We start from the raw sequence: 502 nt of genomic DNA on the forward strand, positions 1-502 counted from the left end.
TGAGGCATGCCACGACACGCCGCAGAAGCCGGGATGGTGCCGACACATCCGCTTTGCGCGCAGCATTGAAAGCGCCATTCTCACTCGCAGCGCCGCGACTGTGGCCGAGCCGAGCGAGGCGCCCGGTTTTGTCCTTGTCCCGCTTGAGCCCACAGCGCAGATGCGGAAGGCCGCTGCCGATGCTTGGTTGGACTGTGATAGCAGGATGGTTCTCAACAAAGCTGCAGCTGCTCTGAAGGCAGGCATCGCCGCAGCTGCTAAACACGCGGGGGTCAAATGATAGATTTCGATACGTGGTGGAACTCTGCTGCGGCAGATGAGTTTCGCGCCCAGCATGAAGACATGGACGGCAATGCCTTCCGGCCTGTGTGGGATGCAGCTATACAAGCCGCCCAACAGCAGGCCGAGCCGGTGGGGGATGAGCGCAAGGCGTTTGAGACGTGGGCGCAGAGCAAGAATATGCACTTAGCCAAGGGGAATTGTGGTTGGTATATTAGTGCCC

General features: G+C 60.0%; 1 protein-coding gene. It reads left to right on the top strand.

Features of this window, described 5'->3' with window-relative positions; translation table 11 throughout:
- Positions 1-280 (top strand): hypothetical protein (locus F2B26_RS17335; protein ID WP_210766866.1); only part of this gene is annotated, 280 nt, incomplete at its 5' end.
- Between the last annotated feature and the right edge of the window lie 222 nt (positions 281-502).

Origin of the sequence: Cellulomonas citrea (assembly GCF_009829685.1) — a bacterium.
Lineage (GTDB): Bacteria > Actinomycetota > Actinomycetes > Actinomycetales > Cellulomonadaceae > Cellulomonas > Cellulomonas citrea.